The 389-nt window shown below is 29.0% G+C and carries 2 tRNA genes; both read left to right on the top strand.

Annotation, left to right across the window (positions count from 1 at the left end):
* Nucleotides 1-83 precede the first annotated feature (83 nt).
* Nucleotides 84-157: transfer RNA gene (locus ON17_RS02610), tRNA-Thr, on the top strand.
* A 101-nt stretch (nucleotides 158-258) separates the two neighbouring features.
* Nucleotides 259-333 (top strand) — tRNA-Gly (locus ON17_RS02615).
* Nucleotides 334-389 lie beyond the last annotated feature (56 nt).

The raw sequence follows: 389 nt of genomic DNA on the forward strand, positions 1-389 counted from the left end.
GAAAAAGTTTTTTTTAGTAATTAATTATAACATTTTTTCTTAAATTGGGTTTTATATGATAAAATAATACAAGAGTGTCAAAAGCCCTTATAGTTTAATGGCAAAACACATCAGTGGTAATGATGAAATACAAGTTCGATTCTCGTTAAGGGCACCAATCATTTTGTTTTAAATTTTTCTTATTTTTTTGTTAATATATATGTTGTAGTTTTTTAGAAATTATTTTTTTTAAAAAATGAAATTCTTGACTTAATGAATGCGGACGTCGTATAGTGGCTATTATACGTGCTTGCCAAGCATGAGACGGGGGTTCAATTCCCCTCGTCCGCTCCAAAATAATAAAATAATAATTTAAATCAATTAAAGATCGGAAGAGCGGTTCAGCAGGA

This window comes from Poinsettia branch-inducing phytoplasma str. JR1 (assembly GCF_000309465.1).
GTDB lineage: Bacteria > Bacillota_I > Bacilli_A > Acholeplasmatales > Acholeplasmataceae > Phytoplasma > Phytoplasma pruni.